Origin of the sequence: Pseudomonas sp. GL-B-26 (assembly GCF_019947405.1) — a bacterium.
Taxonomy (GTDB): domain Bacteria; phylum Pseudomonadota; class Gammaproteobacteria; order Pseudomonadales; family Pseudomonadaceae; genus Aquipseudomonas.
In genome coordinates this window covers 1-19,366 of sequence record NZ_JAGYGJ010000040.1, presented here as the reverse complement: position 1 = coordinate 19,366, position 19,366 = coordinate 1, and the positions used below count along the sequence as shown (strand labels likewise).

The 19,366-nt window shown below is 55.3% G+C and carries 15 protein-coding genes and 2 pseudogenes; 8 read left to right on the top strand and 9 right to left on the bottom strand.

The annotated features are described in order from the left end of the window. Nucleotides 1-30 precede the first annotated feature (30 nt). From ansP to KGB23_RS22535, 6 genes are all read left to right on the top strand, one after another. Nucleotides 31-1,518, top strand: coding sequence for an L-asparagine permease (ansP, locus tag KGB23_RS22560; protein ID WP_223432650.1), 1,488 nt, complete (start codon nt 31-33; stop codon nt 1,516-1,518). A 637-nt stretch (nt 1,519-2,155) separates the two neighbouring features. After that, entirely contained in the window at nt 2,156-3,565 is a 1,410-nt protein-coding gene (locus KGB23_RS22555) for a circularly permuted type 2 ATP-grasp protein (protein WP_223432649.1), read from the top strand. A 3-nt stretch (nt 3,566-3,568) separates the two neighbouring features. Continuing rightward, nucleotides 3,569-4,519: an alpha-E domain-containing protein gene (locus tag KGB23_RS22550; protein WP_223432648.1), complete on the top strand. Its 951-nt coding sequence runs from the start codon at nt 3,569-3,571 to the stop codon at nt 4,517-4,519. Further along, nucleotides 4,516-5,295, top strand: a complete 780-nt coding sequence (locus tag KGB23_RS22545; RefSeq protein ID WP_223432647.1) for a transglutaminase domain-containing protein — start codon at nt 4,516-4,518, stop codon at nt 5,293-5,295. The genes KGB23_RS22550 and KGB23_RS22545 overlap by 4 nt, the downstream gene beginning before the upstream one ends. Nucleotides 5,296-5,374: 79 nt before the next feature. After that, complete coding sequence (locus tag KGB23_RS22540) at nt 5,375-6,121, top strand: peptidase (protein WP_223432646.1); 747 nt, start codon at nt 5,375-5,377, stop codon at nt 6,119-6,121. Between the two features lie 166 nt (nt 6,122-6,287). Then, on the top strand, nt 6,288-7,595 hold the full coding sequence (locus KGB23_RS22535; protein ID WP_223432645.1) for a dicarboxylate/amino acid:cation symporter: 1,308 nt from the start codon (nt 6,288-6,290) through the stop codon (nt 7,593-7,595). A 408-nt stretch (nt 7,596-8,003) separates the two neighbouring features. Here KGB23_RS22535 and KGB23_RS22530 read toward each other — a convergent pair whose 3' ends face one another. The 4 genes and pseudogenes from KGB23_RS22530 to KGB23_RS22515 form a co-directional block, all read right to left on the bottom strand. Then, nucleotides 8,004-8,507, bottom strand: a complete 504-nt coding sequence (locus KGB23_RS22530) for a hypothetical protein (RefSeq protein WP_223432644.1) — start codon at nt 8,505-8,507, stop codon at nt 8,004-8,006. 254 nt (nt 8,508-8,761) lie between these two features. Continuing rightward, entirely contained in the window at nt 8,762-9,127 is a 366-nt protein-coding gene (locus KGB23_RS22525) for a histone-like nucleoid-structuring protein, MvaT/MvaU family (RefSeq protein WP_223432643.1), read from the bottom strand. A 574-nt stretch (nt 9,128-9,701) separates the two neighbouring features. Next, a pseudogene (locus KGB23_RS22520) lies at nt 9,702-9,851 on the bottom strand (IS4 family transposase); the annotation flags it as partial. A 303-nt stretch (nt 9,852-10,154) separates the two neighbouring features. Continuing rightward, entirely contained in the window at nt 10,155-11,153 is a 999-nt protein-coding gene (locus KGB23_RS22515) for a LacI family DNA-binding transcriptional regulator (protein WP_223432642.1), read from the bottom strand. A gap of 474 nt (nt 11,154-11,627) precedes the next feature. Here KGB23_RS22515 and KGB23_RS22510 point away from each other — a divergent pair, with 474 nt between their 5' ends. Continuing rightward, entirely contained in the window at nt 11,628-12,626 is a 999-nt protein-coding gene (locus tag KGB23_RS22510) for a LacI family DNA-binding transcriptional regulator (RefSeq protein ID WP_223432641.1), read from the top strand. 370 nt (nt 12,627-12,996) lie between these two features. Here the strand turns inward: KGB23_RS22510 and KGB23_RS22505 are convergent, their stop codons facing one another. The 5 genes from KGB23_RS22505 to KGB23_RS22485 are packed head-to-tail and all read right to left on the bottom strand — an operon-like array spanning nt 12,997 to nt 18,760. Next, nucleotides 12,997-14,466, bottom strand: coding sequence for a glycoside hydrolase family 32 protein (locus KGB23_RS22505; RefSeq protein WP_223432640.1), 1,470 nt, complete (start codon nt 14,464-14,466; stop codon nt 12,997-12,999). Between the two features lie 30 nt (nt 14,467-14,496). Beyond that, nucleotides 14,497-15,636 (bottom strand): ABC transporter ATP-binding protein, encoded by a 1,140-nt coding sequence (locus tag KGB23_RS22500; RefSeq protein WP_223432639.1) that lies wholly within the window; start codon nt 15,634-15,636, stop codon nt 14,497-14,499. 27 nt (nt 15,637-15,663) lie between these two features. Next, entirely contained in the window at nt 15,664-16,506 is an 843-nt protein-coding gene (locus tag KGB23_RS22495) for a carbohydrate ABC transporter permease (protein ID WP_223432638.1), read from the bottom strand. After that, nucleotides 16,503-17,465, bottom strand: coding sequence for a carbohydrate ABC transporter permease (locus KGB23_RS22490; protein ID WP_223432637.1), 963 nt, complete (start codon nt 17,463-17,465; stop codon nt 16,503-16,505). The genes KGB23_RS22495 and KGB23_RS22490 overlap by 4 nt, the downstream gene beginning before the upstream one ends. Nucleotides 17,466-17,485: 20 nt before the next feature. Further along, entirely contained in the window at nt 17,486-18,760 is a 1,275-nt protein-coding gene (locus KGB23_RS22485) for an ABC transporter substrate-binding protein (RefSeq protein ID WP_223432636.1), read from the bottom strand. Nucleotides 18,761-18,928: 168 nt separating this feature from the next. Here KGB23_RS22485 and KGB23_RS22480 point away from each other — a divergent pair. Then, nucleotides 18,929-19,366: pseudogene (locus KGB23_RS22480) on the top strand (porin); the annotation flags it as partial.

Below are 19,366 nucleotides of genomic sequence, written 5' to 3'. Positions count from 1 at the left end.
AATGGCTTTTTATCTAGTGGAGATTCGCCCATGTCAACAAATGCAAAAGGACGGCAGTCAGTGGAACCCTCGGAACACGGCGATAAGAGCGCGTGGTTAGCCTCCCACGAAGCGGGATATCACCAGAACCTGAGCAAGCGCCATGTACAAATGATTGCGTTGGGAGGCGCTATCGGTACGGGACTTTTTCTTGGGGCCGGTGCGCGATTGCAGATTGCCGGACCTTCATTGGCCCTCGTTTATCTGGTGTGCGGCTTTTTTGCATTTCTCATCTTGCGCGCGCTCGGTGAGTTGGTGATGCATCGGCCTACAAGCGGCAGCTTCGTGTCCTATTCGCGAGAGTTCATGGGGGAAAAGGCCTCCTATGTCGCAGGCTGGATGTACTTCCTGAATTGGGCCATGGCCGGGATTGTCGATATCACAGCCGTGGCCCTGTACATGCAGTACTGGGATGCCTTCGCGGCTGTGCCGCAATGGATGTCAGCCTTGGTGGCGCTGGCTCTTGTCACTGTAATGAACCTGATTGGGGTCAAGTGGTTCGGTGAAATGGAGTTTTGGTTTGCCTTGATCAAGGTCGCAGCACTGACGTTGTTCCTGGTGATCGGGTCGATCATGCTCGGCGGCGGAATCGCGGTGGGAGGTCATGCTACGGGACTGCACCTGATCACTGAAAACGGTGGGTTCTTTCCCCATGGGCTGTTGGCAGCCCTGGTGCTGGTGCAAGGGGTGGTGTTCGCGTATGCCGGTATCGAACTGATCGGCGTTGCCGCGGGAGAATGTCAGGACGCTAAAGCTGTACTGCCTAAAGCCATCAATAGCGTTATCTGGCGGATTGCGATTTTCTATGTGGGCGCAGTGATTTTGCTGGTGTGCCTGCTGCCTTGGACCGCCTATAAAGCAGGGGAGAGTCCATTTGTTACCTTCTTTGCAGCCCTCGGTATTCCAGGGATCGGTTCGGTCATGAACGTGGTCGTGTTGACTGCTGCTCTGTCCAGTCTCAATTCTGGGTTGTACTCAACCGGACGCGTCCTGCGGGCATTGGCAATGGGGGGCTCGGCGCCAACCTTTATGTCGCGTATGAGCGCGCAATCGGTGCCTTACGCGGGGATTTTGGTGACTGTTGCCTTCTACGTGGTAGGGGTTGTACTGAATTACCTGATGCCGTCGCGGGTATTCGAAATTGTGCTGAACATTTCCTCGCTGGGCGTAATCAGTACGTGGGGATTCATTGTTGTCTGTCAGATGAAGTTCCGTCGTGCGGTAAAGCGAGGGGAGGCGCAGGCAGTGTCATTCAAGATGCCGGGGGCTCCGGTAACCTCGTGGCTTACTTTACTATTTTTGGTGGGCGTATTGGTAATGATGGCCTTTGATTATCCAAATGGAACATTAACAGTTGCCACGATACCTTTTGTCGCACTCTTTTTGATTGGCGGCTGGTACCTTTTGCGTAGTCCAAAATCTGTAATGTTGACCCCGACTATGCCATCTGTGACTCTGACCCAGAAGGTACTCGAATAATCCCAAGTTAATCTATTCCGTTATGTAGACGGCAGGGCCGCAAGGTCAGGCCGTCCTCTCGTTGCATTACTTTTGCTTCAATATTTGGCGCTTAATTCATGCTGCCTGATTGTAGCGCTTTTTTTTTTGGTCGTTAATGGTGCATATATATAATCGATGCACAGGCCTGAACGCTTACATTGCAAGGGGTAAAAAACTGGAAGGGCAGAAGAATCCATTTTTTAGTGCATAAAAATTGTCTGAATTACAAATTGCACCAATTTCGACCGCTGAAAAGCTGAGCGCAATCAAGACAAGAGTCGTTTCAAAGCTTGGATTCATTTGTTGTGTCTGAAAGTGGAGCAAAACGTCCTCATTTATAGAGGATTTTTTCTTTTTACAGATGTAACAGTAATTGGGCGCAACTTTTGCTAGTGTCAGCACGATAGCAACGAAATATAGTAAAGAGCCTTATCTCCAGCAATGGCCGTCTGGCGTCAGAGATTGCAGGAATTATGAAGAAATATCTCCGCATGAGGCAGGAGTTTAATGACGCATATGAGGTGCTTGACAGAACAGTACTCATTAAAACAAATGCTAGGTTCAAAGTAGATAAGTTATAAGAAAATGCCGTATGTATTGCGACAAGGAGTGGGCTATGTTCCGAGCTTTTTTTAACGAAATGTATGATGCGAGTGGTGGCTGCCGCCCACATTACCAAGAGTTCGCTCGTTGGTTGGCGGACACACCTGTAGAGTTGCTGGATCAACGTCGTCGCGAAGCTGACCTGTTGTTCCATCGAGCTGGCATCACCTTCACTTTAAACGGCGATGAGCAGGGGACCGAGCGGTTGATTCCGTTCGACATCATTCCGCGCAGCATCAAGGCCAGCGAATGGCACACGGTCGAGCGTGGCTGCATTCAGCGGGTCCAGGCCTTGAACATGTTCCTGGCCGACATTTACCATGGTCAACGCATTCTCAAAGAGGGCATCATCCCGGCCGAACAAGTATTGGCCAACGAAGGTTATCAGGTCGCCATGCAGGGCCTGGATCTGCACCGCGGCGTCTATGCGCACATCGCCGGGATCGATCTGGTTCGCGACGGTGATGGCAGTTACTACGTGCTGGAAGACAACTTGCGCACCCCTAGCGGCGTCAGCTACATGCTTGAAGACCGCAAAATGATGATGCGTTTGTTCCCCGAACTCTTCGCCGCCCAGCGTGTGGCGCCCATCGATCACTACCCCAACCTGCTGCTGGATACCCTCAAGTGTTCCAGTCCCCTGGACAACCCTACGGCCGTGGTATTGACCCCGGGACGCTTCAACAGCGCGTATTTCGAACATGCGTTTCTGGCCCGTGAAATGGGTGTGGAACTGGTGGAAGGCGCTGATCTGTTTGTCCGCGACGATCACGTCTACATGCGCACCACCGCCGGCCCGAAACAAGTAGATGTGATCTATCGACGCCTCGACGATGCGTTCCTTGATCCACTGTCGTTCAATCCCGACTCCATGCTCGGCGTACCTGGTCTGATTGCCGCCTATCGTTCGGGCAATGTGGTGCTGGCAAACGCTGTCGGCACCGGCGTGGCTGACGACAAATCGATCTATCCGTACGTAGGTGACATGATCCGCTTCTATCTCGACGAAGAGCCGATCCTCAAGAACGTACCGACCTGGCAATGTCGCAAACCGGAAGAGTTGTCCCACGTGCTGGCCAATCTACCCGAGTTGGTAGTTAAAGAAACCCAAGGCTCCGGCGGCTATGGAATGCTGGTCGGCCCGGCGGCCACGGCGGCAGAGATCGAAGACTTCCGCGCCCGACTCAAGGCACGTCCCGAAGCCTATATCGCGCAACCGACGCTGTCCCTGTCGACGTGCCCAACCTTTGTCGAAAGCGGCATCGCGCCACGTCACATCGACCTGCGTCCGTTTGTCTTGTCGGGTAGCGAAACCCGTCTGGTGCCCGGCGGCCTGACCCGCGTCGCATTACGCGAAGGCTCGCTGGTGGTGAATTCGTCTCAGGGCGGCGGCACCAAAGACACTTGGGTAGTGGAGGACTAAGACATGCTTTCAAGAACCGCTTCGGACCTCTACTGGATGTCCCGTTATCTGGAGCGCGCTGAAAACCTGGCGCGCATGCTCGAAGTCAGTTACTCGGTGTCGCTGATGCCCCAGACCGGACGCACCGATGGTCGTGCCGAACTGGCGATGTCGTTACTGGCTGCCGGCACGCTGGACGATTACAACGAGCGTTATGGCGAGCTCAATACCGAGCACATGTTGCATTTCTTCGCCCTGGATGAGACCAACCCTTGCAGTATCTATTGCTGTTTGCAGGCCGCTCGGGCCAATGCTCATGCGGTGCGTGGACGCATCACCGCCGATATGTGGGAGAACATCAACGCCACCTGGCTGGAGATGCGCAACATCGCCAGCAAAGGCCTGGCGCGTTACGGCATCAGCCATTTCTGTGAATGGGTCAAAGAACGCTCGCATCTATTCCGCGGTACAACCTCGGGCACCATCATGCGCAACGATGCCTACTGTTTTATTCGCTTGGGCACGTTCCTCGAACGGGCCGACAACACCCTGCGTCTGCTGGATGCCCGTTACGAAATGTTCGGCGAGGAGTCGGAGGAGGTCAGTGATAACTCGGCGCGCGGCTACTACCAATGGAGCGCCTTGCTGCGGGCCTTGTCGTCTTTCGAAGCCTTCAACGAGATCTACCGCAATGCACCCTGCGCTGAGCAGGTCTTCGAGATGTTGCTATTGCGCGCCAACGTGCCGCGTTCGTTGCACGCCTGCATCGAGGAACTGGAGCAAATCCTCGCCAGCCTGCCGGGCAGTAACGGGCGGGGTGCCCAGCGTTTGGCCGCCGAATTGAATGCACGGCTGCGCTACACCGGCATGGACGAGATATTAGCCTCAGGTCTGCACCTCTGGCTGACTGATCTCATCTCCCAGGTTCGCCATTTGGGCCAGACCGTTCACGAGTCTTATCTGGAGGTCATATGAAACTATCCATACGCCACGACACTACCTACAGCTATGCCGACGAAGTCTGCACCAGCATTCAGTTCTTGCGTTTGACGCCCAAGAACACCGAACGCCAGCACATTCTGGAGTGGCACCTGGAGCTCCCAGGCCTGGTGCGCAGTCAACTCGATCCTTACGGCAACATATTGCATGTATTGACGATGTACGAACCTCACGGCGCCCTGATACTGACCGCTTATGGCGAGGTTGAAATCGACCAGACGCTGGACGTGGAGCACGACACCCAATCGCCGTTGCCGTTCTTGCGCACCAGCCATCTGACCAAGGCCGATGACGCCTTAAACGCTTTTGCCTTGCTGTACTGCGGTACGCGGCGCGATCGCGGGGCGCTGATTGACTTGATGAATGGCCTGGCCGATCACATGGTTTATAGCCCGGGTGCTACAACGGTGGACACCACCGCCGCCGAAGCCTTTGCCGCAGAAGTCGGTGTCTGTCAGGACCATACGCACGTCTTCCTGGCATGCGTCCGCAACCTGGGAATTCCTGCACGCTATGTCTCCGGTTACTTGTGCACCGAGGATGAAAGCCATCTGGCCAGTCACGCCTGGGCCGAAGCCTGGCTCGATGATGGCTGGTACAGCTTCGACGTCACCAATCGGCTGGCCCGGCCCGAGCGTCATCTGAAACTGGCGGTGGGCCTGGATTACCTGGACGCCTGCCCGGTACGCGGCATGCGGCGTGGCGGCGGGGTCGAGTCGATGCTGGCTCGGGTAAAGGTTCAGCTCCAATAGTCTGAAACTTTCACCGTAATTGGCCATACCGTCATGGGGGCGATATGGACCTTCATCAAAAATTCACGAGTTAGCGCAAATGACTTATTGCGTCGCCATGCACCTCGCCGACGGGCTGGTGTTCATCTCCGACTCCCGGACCAATGCCGGTATCGATCAGATATCCACATTCCGTAAGTTGTTTATTTTCAGTACACCGGGCGAACGCCTGATTGTGTTGCAAACCGCTGGTAATCTGGCCACTTCGCAATCGGTGGTCAACTTGCTAGAGCAGCGTTCCAGCGGGTCAGGCCCGCATCTGTTGAATGTCCGCACGCTGTATGACGCCACGGTGCTGGTGGCTGAAACCATTCGCGAAGTCGTCAGCCGGGATCGCACCAAATTGGCAGGCAAGACCGACTTGAGTTGCTCCTTTCTGGTCGGCGGGCAGATCGCGGACGGGTCCATGGACGTGTACAGCATTTACCCGCAAGGCAACTTCATTCAAGCAACAGAGGACACTCCTTTCCTGCAGCTGGGTGAAAGCAAATATGGCAGGCCGATCCTCGATCGCAATCTGACGCACCGCGCATCGCTCGAAGAGGGCCTGCGTTGTGGGCTGATCTCGTTCGACTCGACCATGCGCAGTAACTTGTCGGTGGGTATGCCGCTGGATCTGCTGGTGTACAGAAAAGACAGTTTTTCCCGTGTGAAAAGTTATCGCATCACAGCTGACGACCCTTACTTCATGCGTATCCAAACGCAGTGGTCTACAGGACTGCATGAGATGCTTGCCGCACTGCCGGAGCCGCCTAATGCCTACATGCCGGCGGCCATCAATAACTAGCTTGTCACCTTTTTAAAGGCGCCGCCCTGATTTCAGGGCGATTTGTCTGCTGCCGAGTCGGCTTTCTTGAATGACTTTTGAATGTTCAGGTTTGCACGCATGAAACGCATTGCGATGAGCGGTTGCCATTGAGGCAATTAGCACTTGATTGAATTAGAGGTGTTTTATGAAACGTAAACTACCGGCAGCAGCGTGGATTCTGGTCGCCATGGTGCTGGGGATCGTGATTGGCTACATGGTATTCATCAATTTTCCGGACAAGGAGTCGGCGACTAAGGTCGCGGGGTATATCTCCATTGTCTCGGATGTCTTTTTACGCCTGATCAAAATGCTGATCGGGCCGTTAGTGTTCTCGACCCTTGTGGTCGGCATTGCGCACATGGGGGATGCCGCCTCGGTCGGACGGGTATTCGCCAAGTCCCTGGGCTGGTTCGTGACAGCTTCACTGGTCTCGTTGGTGTTGGGGCTGATCATGGCCAATCTGCTGCAGCCCGGCCACAATCTCGGTCTTCCGCTACCCGATATCGGTGCCCATACCAACCTGGCGACATCCGCTTTCACCTTGAAGGATTTTGTCCTTCACTTGGTACCCAAGTCTTTCGCCGAGGCGATGGCCAATAACGAAATCCTGCAGATCGTGGTGTTCTCCATGTTCTTCGGCGTCGCGCTAGCGGCCATGGGCAAAAAGGCCGAACGCCTGGTCAGTCTGATCGAAGAACTGTCCCACGCGATGCTGAAAATCACCGGTTATGTAATGAAACTGGCGCCCATCGCAGTGATGGCGGCTATGGCCGCGACCGTGTCGGTGAACGGTTTGGCCATTTTGTTGAAGTTCGCTGTCTTCATGGGCGATTTCTATCTGGGGCTGTTCATGCTGTGGGGGCTGCTGGTGTTGGCTGGCCTGCTGTTTCTCGGACCGCGGGTGCTCAAACTGGTAGTGCTGATCAAGGAAGCCTTTCTACTGTCTTTTGCCACTGCCAGTTCCGAGTCGGCCTATCCGAAAATTCTCGAGGCACTCGACCGCTTTGGCGTGAAGCGCAAAATTTCCAGTTTCGTCATGCCGATGGGGTACTCGTTCAACCTCGATGGTTCGATGATGTACTGCACGTTCGCCGTGCTGTTCATTGCCCAGGCATACGGTATCGAGTTGTCCCTCGGCACCCAGATAACCATGCTGCTGATTCTGATGCTGACCTCCAAGGGCATGGCCGGTGTACCGCGGGCCTCACTGGTGGTGATTGCTGCCACCCTGAACCAGTACAATATTCCAGAAGCCGGGCTATTGCTGATTCTGGGCGTCGATACTTTCCTCGACATGGGCCGTTCGGCAACCAATGCCGTCGGCAACTCCATCGCCACCGCTGTGGTGGCAAAGTGGGAGGGCGAATTGATGAGTGAAGAGGAGGCTCAGGTGCACGTGCAAATGCTAGATCGCGAAAGTGCCGCATCAATGGGCGCGCCAGTGAAGGCCTGAGAAACCAGAATCAGCGTCTCATACGCCCGAGGTTACATTCATGCAAATGAGAGTGACCTCGGGCAGATCATGCTCGCGAGTATTGAAGGCTTAAACAGTACGAGCCATTGGCGCGCCGTTGAGAGATATTGCGGTCTCCTCTAATGGCTGGCCGCTTAACGTAATCCGACGAGACGTGCAGGAAATGGAAAACCTGCACGTCCAGACCTATATTTTTGGCGTTAGCCAGTCTCGTTAGAATCCCTCGACATTAATCTTTCTGACGTTGGGATTCTCATTGTCCAACTGATATATCAGCTGGACATTACGCATCGTCTCGGAATCCGCACTAAATTTTCCTGGGTTTATCCGATTGAATCTGAATTCGATTTCCAGACAGCGCCGGCAATATTGCGGAGATTGACGCCCCTAAAAAACAAACGGCACAGGGGGGCCTGCTTTTACATCGTCAATGGCTCGATCCGTGGTCACTTGGTCGGCCAGCCAATCCTTCTCTGAAAGTCTTTTAACTAGCTTCGATACGGCCATCATCAAAACATCCCGTTTTTCGGTCGTCATCAACTCTGGTAGCTTCCAGTCGACATTGACTTGATTCAGACATTGGCACTTATAGCCGAATAAATAACGCACTGTCGCAGGCACCTCCAGTGGTTCAAAACTCGGGAGACTTACCTCAAGTGTGCGCGTCCCTGAGCGGGCGTCTTCGCTGACTTTGATGTCGGATTCTTTTACATTGAAGTCAGTAACGATTGCCTGTTTTACTGCGGCCTCCCGAGAACCAAAATAGGCGCTTTGAAATTTCTTGATATCACCCTGGAATCCCTTGGTATCGGCCTCTTTCATATTCTCTCCGTATGCCAGTGGTAGCAGCAAGATAGAAAGGGTTGTAGCGAGTGCAACTCTCTTCAACATGGAACTCTCCCTGAGTTTGAGTACAGCGACGCATGTAGCATCCAGCTATGCCGAGTGACATTGTGACAACCATAGCCAGTTGATGCAACTTTAGAGGGATAGCGGAGTTAAAAAGATGGGGTTATTGTCCTATTACGAAGATCATCAGGAAAACAATACAACAAGGTGGGGTCAATATCCTTGAAGCGGGGCTACAGGCTGGTCATCCTCGTTAATCAAAAGGGCCTCGAAAGGCCCTTTTGTACTCAAACGAATTACTTGGCCAACCAAGACTCGACTTTGTCAGAGCCATATTTTGCTTTCCACTCTTTGAGTATTTTGTGGTTACCACCTTTGGTTACCACAACTTCGCCAGATTCCGGATTTTTGTAGACCTTCACTTGGCGCGGCTTGCGGTTGCTGACTTTTTGCGCAACAGCAGGTGCGCGACGTCCAGATTGCGGGTCAAGCAAATTGACGATGTCCTTAAAGCTATAGCCATACTTGGCCAGCAAGGTACGGAGCTTTGTTTCGAATTCGATTTCTTGCTTAAGGCCAGCATCACCCTTCAGAGCTTCAAGCGCTTGGAGCTGCTCGGCCAAGTGTTTTTCAAGCTGGCGAAATTCTGCGAGTTTGGACATGGGAAATCTCTCCGTGATTGTTATCCTAACCTTACACCCAAAACTCCGATTTGCATGAAGTAAGCGTGTTAGCTTTGCTCATTAAGTCGCATCCATTACAGGATTCGTACTTGCGCAAACGTCTATCAATTAACGCTTTGTAAGCATTTGGCGAAGACACCTGGGCAATCCTCTACGACATTAGGATCAAATAGAATGGAGCAAGCGTACGCAGTGCCATATTCGTCTAGCTACGAGCGATGATTGGGGAGCAGCGATCACTCTGGTGGGGGCAGGGGCAAGCATTCTAGGCGCCTAGGTGCCTGGATCCTTGAACGCATCAACGAGCAGCAGGCTCAAGAAAAAGTCGCAGCGGCTACCGAGGAAGCCGCAGAATTAGTTTTAGCTCGCCTCAATCTTTACAAATACGGATTGCGAGGCGTTCGTGGATCCGTGCTGACAGCGGGTGAGGCATGGCATCAGCCGCGAATTTTTTGACCAATAAAACCATGCACGATCTCAGTTGCGAGTTCCCCGGCGTACGTGCCATTGGTTTTATCAGGCGTGTACCGGAGCAGGACGAAGCGAGTTTATAGGCGGGCAGGCGACGTCTGCGAATGGTGGCCTGACTGGAAAGATCGAGCGCAGACGCCACCTACTCAATAGGGATGTTTTGGGCGAAGGTGCTCAAGTCGCAGAAGTTGAAAAGGTCGCCGAGGTCGAGCAGGTCCTGTTGAACAGACATAAAAAATCCGACGCCAGAGATCTGGCATCGGATTTTCAGGTAAGCCCGGCTTGGACTCAAATGCTTAAGTGAGATTACCTTATATAGCGGGCTGTCTGGGTGATTAAAAGACTGTTTCGCAACCCTAAGCAATCACTTGCAATGCCACCTACTATTTAGTCGTTGAGTTAGCAAGCCGGGTCGATGGTACGCGAGCAAAAGGCTGCTGCGGGTCGATGGCAGATCAGGTCGACCCGAAGTGGCCACGATCAGATCACATATATTAATGACTAACGTGTTTTGGTCTTTCTTTGAAGATTCGGGTCACCAAGACATGCGCTTGACAAGGGGGCAGGGGATCTTGTGAATGAAGGATTCGTCCTTGTTTTCGATCAAGTGCTGCGCGGCGCGGCGTCCCATCTCATAATAGGGTAATTGCACGGTGCTCAACGGCGGATAAAACAACTCGGCAACTCCGACCGTGTTGTCGTAACCAAGGACTGCCACATCGCCTGGAATGCGCAGACCTCGACCGAGCAAATATTGATAGGCGACCAGGGCGATGCGGTCGTTACCACAAATCAGCAGGTCAAAGGTCGGCTTTATCCGTGGCTCGCCCAATTGGCGTTTGAGCTCTTCAATTGTTTCTCCATATTCATCATCAGCAGACAGATCATATTGCTGGACACTGTCCAGGGAGATGTCGGCCTCTATCAGCGCGCGCGACAAGCCCTGTTGGCGCAGCTTCCAAGCCATACTTTGGCGAGGCAGATTAATGCACAGCGGCCGCCGGTAGCCACGTTGAAGTGCCTGACGTACGGCTTGGTACTGGCCGTCTTCGTCATCGGGGACATAGCACGCCATGTCGGGTTCTGAACTGATGCAATTGCTCAGCACCAGGGGCAGGCTGCGCAGTACTGGGGGAATCTCGACTATGCGTAACTGCATGGTACTGAAAATGATCCCGTCAGGTTGATGCGATAGCATCAGGTCGATGGTTTGCGGGCTCGGTGGGGTTTCGAATACGTTGATGATAAAAATGTTCCAACCATTTTCCCGTGCGGTGCGCTCTAGCGCGAGCAGCATATTCACGGCGAAGGGAGTGGTCGCAGTATCGAGAGCGAAAACACCGATCAGCTTGCTGCTGGAATGACCACCGCGTATCTTGCGTGCGGAGAGACTAGGCACATAGCCCAGTGTCTCGATGGCTCGCAGGACAGTTCTCAGCGTTTCGGCATTGACTTTTTCGGGTGTGTTGATAGCTCGAGACACGGTCATCAGGGAGACCCCTGCCAACCGTGCAACATCTTTAACCGAGGCCATTTACGGATGCCATTGATTTATTCTCCATGCATGAAAGTCATGTCCGTCAGGAGCATGACATCATGCCAATGGTGGCGCAAATAACCGAGTATTGTAAGTAGAGTCTCAACAATACATCCTTTCAGGCCGTGCGATGGCGAAGGACTCGTATGGCTGCAGTGAGAGTTGCTTTTCTAGAAAATTACGTAGTTCGTAGTCGCTCACGGAGACCCTCGCCCTCAAAGTCACTATAATCAGCCGGTAGATAAAGCTCGACCGGCTCCGTGGAAAAATTGTTGATTACGACGATGCGTTTGGCGTCTAGTTCGCGCTAGTAAGCAAAGACTTTTGGGTGAGCGTCGAACAGCGACAAATAGTCGCCATAGACGATCGCCCCTCGGACATGCTATTCGCGCCGTCAGCTGCCGGCATCGTGTTGGCATGCTTTTGTCTGGCATGACATGATGCCCGCCAGACAATCAATGGAACCCACTAATGGCTTCGGTTAAAGATGTCGCAAGGATGGCGGGGGTTTCCTTCATGACCGTGTCCAGAGCTCTCAATACCCCGGAAAAGGTTCATCGGAAAACCCTGACGAAAATTCGTCAAGCGATCGAGACGTTGGGCTACGTCCCCAATCTTTCTGCGCGCAAGATTCGTGGCGGTCATTCCTGTGGAAAGACCATTGGCGTCTTCGCGCTAGATACCGCAACCACTCCATTTGCCGTGGATATGCAGCTCTCGTTAGAGCGCACTGCACGGGAAAATGGTTGGAATATCTTTATCATCAACGTATTCGAAACCCCCCCTAGCCCGCGAATCATCGACCTGATGCTGTCGTATCAGCCCGACGGAATCATTTTCAGTACCATGCAGTTACGCATAGTCGAGATTCCCCAGGTACTGCGCAGCCTGCCTCTGGTGCTGAGCAATTGCATCAGTTCAGAACCCGGCGTGGCCTGTTACATACCCGACGACGCAGAAGGTCAGTATCAGGCCGTACGACAGGTGTTGAATCGAGGCTACCGGCTACCGCTGTGCATCAACCTGCCTCAAAGCAACTTGGCCTGGGAGCAGCGCCAAGAGGGATTGGTTCGCGCCCTTACAGAGGCCGGCTTGTCCGCGGTCGATGTTCCCCAGTACAGTCTGTCCACCGATGACGCCTATGGGGAAACGGTTGTAGCTCTGGAGCAGCAATTGCGCGGCTCAAAGGGCAAGCCGGTTTTTGACTTGCTTATTTGTGGCAACGACCGTATCGCCCTGGTTGCTTATCAATACCTGCTCGGTCGAGGCCTGCGCATTCCAGTCGATGTTGCTGTCCTTGGTTACGACAACATGATTGGCGTTGCCGAGTTGTTCTATCCACCGCTGAGTACTGTGCAGCTGCCGTACTACGAGATGGGCCGTCGCGCGGCCCAGCATGTGATTGAAAGCCGGGATGAACCCACTATTCACAGGGTTACATGCCCGCTCGTTGAGCGTGAGTCATGGTGACGACTATGGGCAGCGGACAATTCATTCGGTAGCCAGATAGGCAAGGCACAGCATGACCTTACCAATCTTGCGTTCTTATTTCGGGTGAACTTCAGTAGCGTTACGCGGTGGTCGCGTTCGTGCTGCATTCGCCTTACGAGACCTTACTAGCCTGCTTGCTTTCGATAAAATGGACCTTTTTGTCAATATTTGCCCTCTTTTGGTCATCTCGCTCGACCTCGACGGTGGTGCTGTAAATATAACGTTCAGTCATGTTTTCAGCACCACTGGGAGTAACCCTTTCACTGAAGTTAATGCGAGGCGAGGCCGGTCAGGTTAACGCAGGATCATGACACAGGGCCCTGATTTCTTGCGACTCGAATGATGCTGCTCATAGCCATCCCGAGGCTAGAGGCCATGCCTTGGGAATCGAGACACGTCCGCCATTCCCGCTGGCAAACAGCTTCACGCCCAGACTGTCGAGCTTTGGATAGAGGCGACTGCTGATAGTGAAGCGGCCGTTTTCGTCGAACACCTCGATGGACGAGCGATCGAGAAATACGCGCAACTCCAGTCGCTTTTGGGTCGGGTCTATCGCCACGCTGCGCTGACCGATGACTTGCGCACCCGAGCGGCTGCGGTCCAGCACCAGACGCTGCAGCGATGCGTCGTAGTAAAGCAGGGTTTCTTCATGGCCATCGTCGCTGCAGCGCAAGGCAATGCCCAGGTGGCCGTCGGTGCAGCCGAGCAAATCCAGATGCACATGGATTTCCAGCATGTCGCCATTCACTGCCGATACCCACCGGGTTCCGGATTCATCCCACCAGGGTGTGCTCGGCAATGGCGCCTTGCGTAGCGCGGTGAGCTCTCGTGCCGGGTATACGCAAAGGCGATCGGCGTGCAGTTCCAGTTCGCGCGGCAAACTGAGCATGCCGCACCAGTGATGGGCCTGGCTGGGCATCAGGCTATCCCAGATGTCGAGCCAAGCCCATACCAGGCGCCGGCCATCGGCGGCCAGCAGCGTTTGCGCGGCATAGAAATCGTGGCCATTATCCAGTTCGATGAAGGGCCCGCCGGTGAAGTGCCATTCGCTGTCAAGGTGACCCACTCGATAACCGGTATGGTACTTGTTGAGCCGGTCGTAACCCTCGGGTTGCATGCCCTGGGGCGAGTACAGCAATACATCGCGCCCGTTCAGTCGGAACAGATCCGGACACTCCCACATATAGCCATCGCCCTCGCTGCCGCTGGACACATAGTCGAGGAACTCCCAGGCGTGCAGATCCGTGGAACGGTACAGCGGGAGCAACGGCACATCGCCCAGACGTGCGCCGGCAATCAGGTACCAATAGTCATCCTCTTGCCATACCTTGGGGTCACGAAAGTGCATGATCGTGTCTTGCGGCGCGGTGTCGATGACGGCGCCATGCTTGACGAACCGTATGCCGTCGGTACTGGTGGCCAGGCACTGGACTTGACGGATCGAGCTGTCGTCACCTACCTCCCCGAGCCAGGTGTGCCCGGTGTAGATCAGTGCCAGGGTATCGCCACACACCACGGCGCTACCGGAAAAACAACCGTCGCGGTCGAAATCGTCGCCGGGCGCCAGTGCCATGGGCAGATGCTGCCAATAAACCAGATCGGCACTCTTGGCATGCCCCCAATACATCGGACCCCATTTCGCGTCGAAGGGGTGGTGTTGATAGAACACGTGGTACTCGCCACGAAAGTACACCACTCCATTGGGATCGTTCATCCAGCCTGCCGGGGGGGCCAGATGATAACCGGGTCGGTAATCGTGGATGACACGCGACAGGCCATCACTCAGTGCATGTTGCGCAAGCTCAAGGGTGCAAGACATTTGGATCGCTCATGGTATTCAAGTACAAGGTTATAGGGCGCCTGCTCGTGCCGAGCGCAGAGGAACGCCATCGGGCAGGGTTTCAATGGATTGGTGCTTCAAGGCCGTGCCATCGGCGTCGAACAGGTGCAGGTTGTCGATGTCCAGTTGCAGCTCAACCCGATCGCCTGCCTGCCAGCCGGCGCTGACTTCGCAACGACAGAGCAGTGGCTCGTCCTGACCGGTATCGAGGTGCACATAGGTTTCGCTGCCCAGGTATTCGACCGCGGTCACGACGACGCCGGCGGTTCCATCCGCCGTTTTGAGCGACAGGTGCTCCGGGCGAATCCCCAGGCTTAGCAGCGTGCCTGCCGCCAGGTTCGAGCTGTCGAAGGGCAGGGGCGTGATACCCCATACCAGGGTATCGACCAGGCTGGTTTCGCCTGGTGTCTGCAGGCGCGCCGGCAGAAAATTCATGCGGGGCGAACCGAGAAAGCCAGCGACAAAGCGGCTGGCCGGGCGCTCATAGAGTTCACGCGGTGAGCCGACCTGCTCTACGTGGCCACCATTGAGCACGACAATTTTGTCGGCCAGGGTCATCGCTTCAACCTGATCGTGGGTGACGTAAATCATGGTCGAGCCCAGTCGGGCATGCAGCCGGGCGATTTCGTTGCGCATCTGCACGCGCAAGGAGGCATCCAGGTTGGAAAGCGGCTCATCGAACAACAAAATGTCCGGTTCCCGCGCCATGGCCCTGCCCATGGCCACACGCTGACGCTGCCCGCCGGACAGTTCCTTTGGCTTGCGTTGCAACAGCTTGTCCAACTGCAGGATTTTCGCCGTTTTCAGCACGCGCTCGCGCAGGCTGGTCTTTTCAGTCTTGGCCAGTTTGAGACCAAAACTGATGTTGTCGTAGACGCTCATGTGCGGGTATAGCGCATAGGACTGAAACACCATGCCGACACCACGCTCGCGTGGTTCCAGGTCGTTGACCCGTTTTCCGTCGATCAGCAGGTGGCCGGCGCAGATCGAATCCAGTCCCGCGATCAGTCGCAGCAGGGTCGATTTTCCGCAGCCCGAAGGGCCGACGAACACCACGAATTCACCCGCCGCGATTTCCAGGCTGACGTCGCGAAGAATCCGCATGCCGCCCAATTGTTTGTTCACGTTGTCCAGCTTCAATTTGATCACGATGCTGTTCCTTATAGTTGTTGGGCATCAACCCTTTAACGCGCCGGCAGTGAGACCGGAAACGATTCGGCGCTGGAAGATCAGCACCAGAATCACCAGTGGGACGGTGACCACCACCGATGCGGCCATCAACAGCCCCCAAGGCAGCTCATGAGGACTCCCGCCGGAAATCAAGGCGATGGCGACCGGCACCGTGCGTTGCGTGTCGGTGAGGGTGAAGGTCAGGGCAAACAGGAACTCGTTCCACGCGGCGATGAAGGCCAACAAGCCAGTGGTGACCAGTGCGGGCCAGAGCAGCGGCAACAGCACGCGGGTCAGCGTGACCCAGGGCGAGGCGCCATCCATGATTGCCGCTTCTTCCAGTTCATGGGGCAGTTGTCCCATGAACGTGGTCAGCACCCAGACGGTGAAGGGCAGGGTGAAAATCGTGTAGCTCAGGATCAACGCCCAGGACGTGTTGTACAGGCCCAGCGCGCGGATCACTTCGAACAACCCCGACAGCACCGCGACTTGAGGAAACATCGACACGCCAAGGACCATCATCAACACCGTGCCACGCCCACGGAACTTCACCCGGCCCAAGGCATAGGCGGCGGTCAGGCTGAGGAACAGCGCCAGCGTCACCACGCTAAGCGCAACCACCAGCGAGTTGCCGATCGCCCGCAGGAATGAGGCTTGGCTGAGTACCGCCGCGTAATTGGAGAAGTCGGGGTTTTCGATCCAGTAGCTCACCTCGAACAAGGCGCTGGACGGTTTCAGCGACGTCACGATGGCATAGTAGAAAGGGAAGACCGCATACAGCAGCAACACCCCGATCAGGCACCAGAACCCGAGGCGCAACAGTGCTTTTTTCAGCAGGCGCGGGCTCATGAGCGGACCTCCAGTTGACGGCGTCCGAGGTAGAGATAAAGCATGGCGATCACCGCAACCACCAGAAACAGCAGCGTCGAAGCCGCGCTGCCGTAACCGACGTCCTGGAACTCCACCAGGTACTGGCGGGCATACACCGACATGCTCATGGTGCTCGATGAGTTCGAGGTCAGCACATAAATCACGTCGAATACCCGCAGCGAGTCGAGGATTCGGAAGATCGCCGCCACCAGCAAGGCGGGCATCAGCAGGGGAAGGGTGACACGCCAGAACACCCTCAGCGGGTGAATGCCATCGACCCTGGCGGCTTCGTAGCAATCGCTCGGCAACATCTGCAAGGCCGCCAGCGTCAACAGCGCGACAAAGGGTACGGTCTTCCAGACGTCGACAATGATCACCGCCCACATCGACAGGTCTGCATCTGCTGTCCAGGCCAGGGGGGCGTCAATCAGGCCGAGGCTCAGCATCAGGTGGTTGATGATGCCGAACTGGTCGTTAAGCATCCATGACCAGATCTTCGCCGAGACAATGGTCGGAATCGCCCAGGGAATCAGAATCAACGCACGCACCAGAGAACGTCCGATGAACTTGATGTTCAGCAGCAACGCCACCATCAGTCCCAGTACGACTTCCAGTCCCACCGACACCACGGTGAAATGCAAGGTGTTGCGCACCGCGTTCCACCATTGAGGATCAACCAGGATGCCCGACCAGGTGGAACCGTTGTGGAACAGGTAATTGCTCAAGCCAATGAAGGTTCCGCCACCGGTGTCCGCCAGGTTGGCGTCGGTCAGGCTGAACCAGAATGTGCGCAGTAGCGGCCAGGCTGCCACCAGGGCCAGACAGAGCAACATCGGTGCCAGAAACAGCCAGGCGGCGCGTACTCGGCGACGTTGTACGGGCGTTTCCCTGGTGAGCAGGAGCTCATCACAGGGGGTATGGGTAGCAGAGACAGACATGGTGATTTCCTTCCTTTGGCTTACCAGTTCCGGCGTTTGATGCGCGTGAGTTCGCTTTCCAGTTCGGCCAGCGCCTGATCGACAGGCAACTCGCCCGCCAGCACGCCATGCACTCGATCGAAGAACGCATTGGAAACGCGTGGATAGCGATCGGCGGTTATGGCAGCGGGGCGCATGACCCCATCGTTGAAAATGCTGTGCAGTTGACTGTAATAAGGCATGGCCGCGAGCAATTCGGGGTCTTGATACAGCGACTCGATCACCGGGTTATAGGCGCCGACAAGAGCCCGGTGTTTCTGTTGTTGGGCACTGCTCAGGTAGCTCACCAACTCTGCGGCAAGTTTTGGATGGGCGCTGTAACGCGATACCGCCAGACCCCACCCGCCGAGAGTGGCTGCATGGGTGCCGGTGGTGCCGCCTTGGGGCAGGGGGGCGACGCCGACCTTGTCTTTTACGATACTGTCCTTGCCTTGCACCAAGGCCCAGACATACGGCCAGTTGCGCATGAACAACGCATTGCCCGACTGGAATACGCCACGTCCTTCTTCCTCGGTGTAGTTGAGTACGCCACGCGGGGAGATGTCTCCTACCCAGCTTTTCGCCAGGGTCAACGCCGTTCTTGAGGCCTGGCTGTTGACCACGATGTCGCCTTGTGGATTGACCAGTCCGCCTTGCGGTTGACTGCTGATCCACTCCAGCGCATTACACGTCAGGCCCTCGTAGGCGCGCCCCTGAAAGATGTAACCCCAGGCATTGGGATTCCCGGCGTTGCGTTCGCCCTGTTGAACATCCCGGGCGGTAGCGGTCATTTCCTCCCAGGTCTGGGGAATCTGCTTGTTGTACTTCTCGAGCAAGTCCTTGCGGTAATACAACAGGCCCGAGTCCGTGTACCACGGCATCATCACCAACTGTCCATTCACCGTGGCGTTATCCACCTGGGCCTGGAAGTAACCCTGGGTCGCGTTGGCGGGAAGCATCTCGCGCAAATCCATCAGGTGTTTGGCCAGCATCCCTGGCCATACCATGTCGATTTGAATGACGTCGATGTCGCTGGACTGTGCACTGAGAATCTGTTGGTAGAACGACAACCGCTCGGTCGCCGAGTTAGGCGTGGAAACCACTTCGACGTGGTTGCCGGTCTGTTTTGACCACGCCTCAACCGCCTCTTTGCAGAGTTGCAACTCTGCACCCACCGCGCCGCAGGAGATCGTCAAATCGGCTGCGGTTGAGAGGGATGGAAGCCCGGCACACAGGGTGAGTAACGCGGCTGGAAGAAGCGATTTCAGTTGTTTCATAAAGCCCTCTTTATTTTTGTATTTTTTAGCGTTAACGTTAACAACGCCAATGTAGCAGCGTATTTGCGATGAGGCATCTTTTTTTTTGTGGACTTTGGTAATCCATAGCTCACAAAAAAAAAGGCCGATCACGACAACAAGACAATAAAAACAAAACAGGAAATCCCCATGCAGAAAGCATCAAGCTGGCTACTCGCAGGCATGCTCGGCACCTCGGCGGCGACCTCTCAGGCGGCGACTCTGGAAGAGCGCATGGCCGCGTTTGAAGCCCGTGCCAGCGCCGCCGAAAAACGTGCAGCGGCAGCTGAACAGCAAACCCAGACACTTGCGAGAGAATTGCAGCAAATCAAACTGGCTACTCCCGCCTTGCAGCCGGCGGCGTCCACTGCGACAGCCACTTCGGCACCTACCTCGGCACCCACGTTGGACACTCGACTGGCAAAACTCGAAGCCCGTCAGCAAAGCATGGAAAAGCAGGACAGCAGCGGACACCTCACTGATGGGTTCAGCTTCAACGGCTACGCCCGCTCCGGATTGCTGATCAACGATCGGCTGGGTGGTGGTCGTGGCGGCCCTTATGAAACTCCTGCCGGTTCAGTCGGTGGT